The following is a 5,688-nucleotide window of genomic DNA, read 5'->3' on the forward strand; positions in this document are numbered from 1 at the left end:
CCCCAGCCCCAGCCCCTGGGGTCCGGGGCCGGGAGTCCACGCGGACACCGGTCTCAGCGCACCGCCCAGGTGGCGGGAGGGACGTAGGAGACCAGGTCCGGCCGAGCCTCCACGCGCAGCGACGACGCGCCCGTCTGGAGTGTGCCCGCCAGCGTGGGGATGACACGCAAGCGCGCCTGGAAGGGTGTCCCCGGACCGCGCGGCGGCAGCTTCAACGTCACCGCGCCGTCCTCGGACGTCCAGGAGGACACGCTGCCAGAGGCCACCAGGGCATCCAGGCTCGCCGCGTCCACCTGCGCCCCCGCCGGCAGCCCGTGCCGCAGCTCCAGCGCGAGCCCCGAGGGCGTGGTCGCCTGCAGCGTCACCTCCACCGGCTGGCCCACCTTCGCCTCCTGGGGCGAGGCCACCGCCAGCTCCAGCCCTCGCGCGTCCTCCTTCGCCCACGGCACCGCGGCGGACAGCGCCAGCGCGAAGCCCAGCCCCGGCACCGCTGGCTCCGCGCGCACCGTCCACGCGTGCGCTCCGGCGGAGCCCGTCGCCGGGGCCTCCATCACCAGCACCTCGCGCAGCGCCTTCGCGTCGTAGGTGCCCTCCGTCACCGCCTGGCCGTCGCGATCCAGCACCACCCGCACCCGCGCGGGCAGGGGCTCCTTGAAGAGCGCCACCACGGCCCGCAGCGCCAGCCGGTTCGCGCGGCCGCTGCCCCAGCCCGTCGACGGCGCGTAGCCGGACAGCAGCGACGCGCCCAGGTCCGCCAGGGGCGCCTGGGGGTCTCCTTCCAGGCCCAGCACCGCGAGCGCCGTGGCCTCCGCCTCGGTGGGGGACTCGCCGCTCGCCGCCACCACGCCGGACTCCACCGGCAGGTACACGGCGCCGTCCTCGCGCTTCTTCAGCGCGTCGCGCACCTGCGCCCGCAGGGCCTCCCGCAGCGAGCCCTTCACGACGCCGCTCGACAGCAGCGCCGCCGCCGTGTAGCCGTCCTTCACGTGCGTCCGGTTGCGCTCCAGCGCGCCCTCCGCCAGCGCCGTGAAGCGCGAGGCGCGCCGCCGTCCCGCGGGGCTCCCCGACGCCGCCACCACCGCGCGCGCGCAGTCCGCCGTGGCCACCAGCAGCCGCTGGAGCGTCCAGCCCTCACCGCCCTGGCACGTGCCGTCCGGCCGCTGCGCCTGCGCCACCCAGCCCGCGAGCCGCTCGCCCAGCCGCGCCAGCACCGGGTTGTCCGGATGCGCGAGCGCGCCCTCCACCAGCAGCGTCCCCGCCACCACGTCCGGCGTGCGCGACATCCGCAGCGCGCGCTGCGTGGCCCGCGCCACCAGGACACGAATCGACTCCGCGTCCACCAGCCCTCCCGAGGACTGCGGAGGCATCGCCACCCGGCCCTGGCTCGGCGAGAGCGCGGAGCGCACCACCTTCGCCGCGTCGGGCTCGCCCAGCGCCGTGAGCAGCTCGGGCGCCTTGCCCGCGAGCAGCAGCGCGTGCGCCACGTCCTCCACGCTCTCGCGCGCGCCCGCCGACGACAGCTCCGAGCGCAGCACGCCGAGGCCGCCCGGGTACACCTGCAGCCGCACGCGCTCACTGCCCTCCTGCGCGTCCGCGGGGCCGGTGAGCGACAGGGTGCGCGGCGTGGCCAGCGTGCCGCTGCGCGTCTGCACCACCGGCCGCCCCGTGGGCCAGACCTCCAGCGGCCGCTCGACGCTGTCCGCGTCCCCCAGCGACGCGCGCACCGCGACGGGCCCGGGGCCCGAGACGCGCACCGTCACGTACTCCACCACGCTGCCCCGGGCCGGCACGCGCACGGTGCGAAGGCCGCCCTCCACCACCGCGCCCGTCGCGGCCACCTTCAGCGGCGCCTCCACGGCGGACTCCGTGGTGTTCACCACCTGCACCGGCACCCGCGCGGTGTCCCCCGCGCGCAGGAAGGCCGGCACCACCGGGTCCACGTACGTGGGCAGCGTGCCCGCGAAGCTCGTCACCGCGCCGGCCTGCGCGCCCGAGCGCGAGTGCGCCAGCGCCAGCACCCGCCAGCGGGTGAGCCGGTCCGGCACGCGCACCGGCAGCGTCGCGGCGCCGGAGTCGTCCGTCACCACCAGCGGCTCGAAGAGGAACGTCTCGGGGAACCACGCGCGGCTCGGCGCGCCCTCGGCCTGGGGCGAGGCCTCGTCCTTCATCGGGCCCCCTCGCGAGGCGCCCTTCTTCTTCGCGCCGAAGGCATCGTCCAGGCCGCCGACGGCCACGGCGCCCGGGGCACCGCCCTCCACCTCCTCCATCACCGGTTCGGCCAACGCCTCCATGGGCGCCGGGGCGGCCTGGGCCTTCATCGGCGACTGAAGCCTCACCATCATCTCCGGCTCGGCCGAGCCGCTCAGCGCGGCCGCCGACATGCCCATCAGCGGCCGTGCGGCGAAGAGCGCCCCGAATACCGCCACCACGCCCGCGATGAAGCACACCACTCCGACGATGACCGTGCGCTTCATGGCGCCTCCCGGGCAACCCACGCGTTCCAGTTCTCCACGTCCTCCGGCAGCCGCGTCCCGCGCGACACCACCGCGCGCGGGTCCGTCAGCTCCAGCAGCGCCGGGGGCAGCCGCGACAACCGCAGCCGCTGGCCATACGCATCCGTCACCTTCTCCCCGCGCGCCTCGCACGCCGACAGCGCCTGGGCCCACAGCTTCGCCAGGCCCTCGGGCGCCAGCGTCTCGCCCTCGGGCGCCTTCTCCTCCCACTCACGCACCCGCGCGTGCAGCTCCCCGAGCACCGTGTAGAAGGGCTCGGTCAGCTCCACGTCCGGGTCGAACTCGCCCACCTGCAGGCCCCGCACCCGCGTCTCCGTGTCCACCAGCGTGGGCACCGAGCTGACCCGCAGCAGCGCCGCGGCGGCCGCGTTGGAGCCCCGGATGCGCCCCTGCGCCAGCGCGATGCCATCCAGCACTCCGAAGGCGGGCGAGGACACCGCCGGCGCGGGACGCAGGCTCGCCAGCGCGTCGCCCCCCGGCAGCGGCACCAGCTGCCCCAGCGTCTCGTCCACGCCGACCAGGCCCACCGCCGCCGGGCCGTCCTTGCCATCCACCCGCGTGCGCACGAGCAGCCGCGCCAGGTCCCCGGGCGCGTACGCCGGCTTCTCCGGCGACACCTCCACGGACAGCCGCGCGCGAGGCGCCACGTACACCCGCGCCCGCGTCCCCGCCCACTCGGCCTCCGCCCAGCCCTCGAAGTCGTCCGGCAGCCGGAAGCGCGCCGAGGTGGCGCCCTTCTCCAGCTTCGTCACCAGCGTCTGCTTGCCGGCCTGGAGCCGCAGCTCCTCGGGCAGCTTCCCCTGGAAGGACGGACCGCGCATCAGGTCGATGCGCACCTCGTCGCCACCGCGCGCCAGCACCGGCGTCGCGCGCAGGCGGAAGGGCGGCAGGCTCGCGGGGCGCAGCAGCCACTTCGTGTCGCCCACCGGCTTGCCCTCCACCCTCGCGACCACCTTCAGCTCGTAGCCCAGGAAGGTGGTGGCCTGTCCCTCGCCGTCGTCCTCCCCCTCGCCTCCGGCGGGGTGGACGGTGAGCTCGGCGATGCCCATCGCCTCCAGCCCCGCGTCCTCACCGGAGCCGAAGGCGGACGCGGAGACCTTCAGCCGCGAGAAGCGGTCCTGGATGCACGCCACCGTGGACGCCCCCAGCTCGCTCTTCACCCACGGCCGCGAGGACCAGGACGTCGTCAGCGCGCCCTTCGCACCCAACCTCCAGGTGAGCGACATCGGGAAGAGGCTGCTCGTGGACTGCGTCGGGGACACACAGGCGCGCGCATCCCGGGCCGCCGTGCCCAGCGAGTCCATCAACGCCGTCGCGGTGCCGAAGGCCGGATGCACCGCCAGCTCCACCCACGGCAGCCCCGGGTCCAGCACCTCGAGGCTCAGGGCCAGCATCCGCTCACGCCCCGCCGGCAGCGCACGCGTGCGCACCGCCTGGGCCAGACACCGGGACAGCGCGTCGTTCGCACCCACCACGTCCACCACCGCGCCGCCCGTGCCCACGCGCACGGCCAGCGGCACCTCGCGCACCGGGTCCTCCGGCAGCACGAAGCGCGCGCACGGGAGGAGCGCGGGCAGCCAGGCCTCCACCGCGACGCGGTCCTGGAGCGACTCCTCGCCGTCCTCCTCCAGGAGGCTGCGCACCTCCGTCAGCGTCACCGACGGCGCCGGCGGCGGGCGGCGCACCGGCATCGGCGGCACCACCACGTTGACGGGCGGGCCCGGGTCCAGCTGGAACGCCGCCACGCCGTCCTCGTCCGTCACGCCCCGCACGCCCTCGTCCTGGGGGTCCCACGCGCGCGTCACCGTCAGCTCCGCGCCCGGCAGCACCCGCCCGTCCGGCGTGGTGGCGCGCAGGTACACGCGGTTGCTGAAGCCCTCCACCAGCCCGTCCTCCAGCTCCGTCACCGACGACACCGCGAGCGCGTCCTCGGACAGCAGCAACGACACGCCGCTCGCGACGCGGTCCCCCGCCGCGTCCTTGGCCACCACGCTCGCGGACAGCCGCGCCTGGCCCCGCAGGTCCTCCGGCACGCGCGGCAGCGTCACCTGGAAGCGGCCCGCCTTGTCCGTGCGCGCCTGGCCTGGCAGCCCGCCAGCGCCCCACTCGGGGGGCGGCGGCCACGCGCCCGAGACGTCCCACGACAGCTCCACCTCCGCGTCCGCCACCGGCGCGCCGGACGCGTACACCACCTGTCCCTCCACCTGGGGCACGTCGCCCGCGCGCCAGTAGGGGCGGGGGCTCCGCGCCTCCACGCGGAAGCGCGGCAGGGTGAACGGCTTCACCATGAACTGCGCGCGGGCCACCGTCTCGCCGCTCGCCCACTCCACCGTCCACGCTCCCGTGGGCGCGCCCCGGTCCAGCGGGAAGCCTCCCGCGACGACGCCCCACGGCCCCGCGGGGGCACGCTCCTCGAGCACCACCTCACCCGAGGGGTCCTTCAAGAACCACGTCCCGGGCCGCCCATCCAGCGGCGCCAGGTCCTTCGCGCGCAACGCCACCGCGCGGAAGCGCACCTCGTTGCCGGGCTCGTACAGCGGCCGGTCCGTCAGCACGTGCGCCACCGCGGGCGCATAGAGCGGCAGCGGTATCTCCACCGTGTCCTCGCCCAATGGCGTGGAGAGTCGGGCGCTCAGCCGGTAGTCACCATCCGGCACGTCGGGCAGCTTCACCGTGGCCCGTGACACCTCACCGTCGGCCCGCTTCCAGGGGCCGTCCTTCTCGGGCGTCAGCGGCGTCTCTTTGCCCTCTGCGTCCACCAGGAACAGCGCCACCGAGCCGCGCCGCACCCGCGCCGTCAGCCGCTCGCCCCGCGAGTCGACGCCGTGCGCGTCCGCCCACGCGAAGACCTCGCCAGGGAGGTTCCGACCGAGTCCCTGCGCACCCAGGCTCACCGTCTGACGCAGCGTCCCCACCGGACAGCGCGCGAGCTTCACGCCTCGCAGCATCCACGTGGACACGCACACGTCCCACGCCGTGAAGGCCCACAGGCCCACCAGCAGGAACGCCACCAGGCCCCCCGTCAGCCATGGACGGCGTCGCAACCGCTCTGTCATGCATCCTCCCCGAGTCCCTACTGTACGCCGGGAAACCCCCAAACCGTTCCCAGCGTCCGTTTTCGCGTACACGGCACCCATGCGGTAGCGTCGAGCGCTCCATGCCCGTGTCGCCCCCC

General features: G+C 75.8%; 2 protein-coding genes. Both read right to left on the reverse strand.

What is annotated here, in order from left to right; all coding sequences use genetic code 11:
• Nucleotides 1–53: 53 nt before the first annotated feature.
• The gene (locus FL311_RS40605) at nt 54–2,474 is read right to left on the reverse strand and encodes an alpha-2-macroglobulin family protein (RefSeq protein WP_194869582.1); all 2,421 of its coding nucleotides are present in this window, start codon (nt 2,472–2,474) and stop codon (nt 54–56) included.
• Nucleotides 2,471–5,569, reverse strand: coding sequence for an MG2 domain-containing protein (locus tag FL311_RS40610; protein WP_141333001.1), 3,099 nt, complete (start codon nt 5,567–5,569; stop codon nt 2,471–2,473). Before FL311_RS40610 ends, FL311_RS40605 begins: the two co-directional genes overlap by 4 nt.
• Nucleotides 5,570–5,688 lie beyond the last annotated feature (119 nt).

Source organism: Myxococcus sp. AB025B, assembly GCF_006518215.1.
Classification (GTDB): Bacteria; Myxococcota; Myxococcia; order Myxococcales; family Myxococcaceae; genus Myxococcus; species Myxococcus fulvus.

Coding starts and splice junctions, on each gene's coding strand:
- FL311_RS40605 (WP_194869582.1), bottom strand. CDS start 2,474: ATGAAGCGCACGGTCATCGTCGGAGTGGTGTGCTTCATCGCGGGCGTG.
- FL311_RS40610 (WP_141333001.1), bottom strand. CDS start 5,569: ATGACAGAGCGGTTGCGACGCCGTCCATGGCTGACGGGGGGCCTGGTG.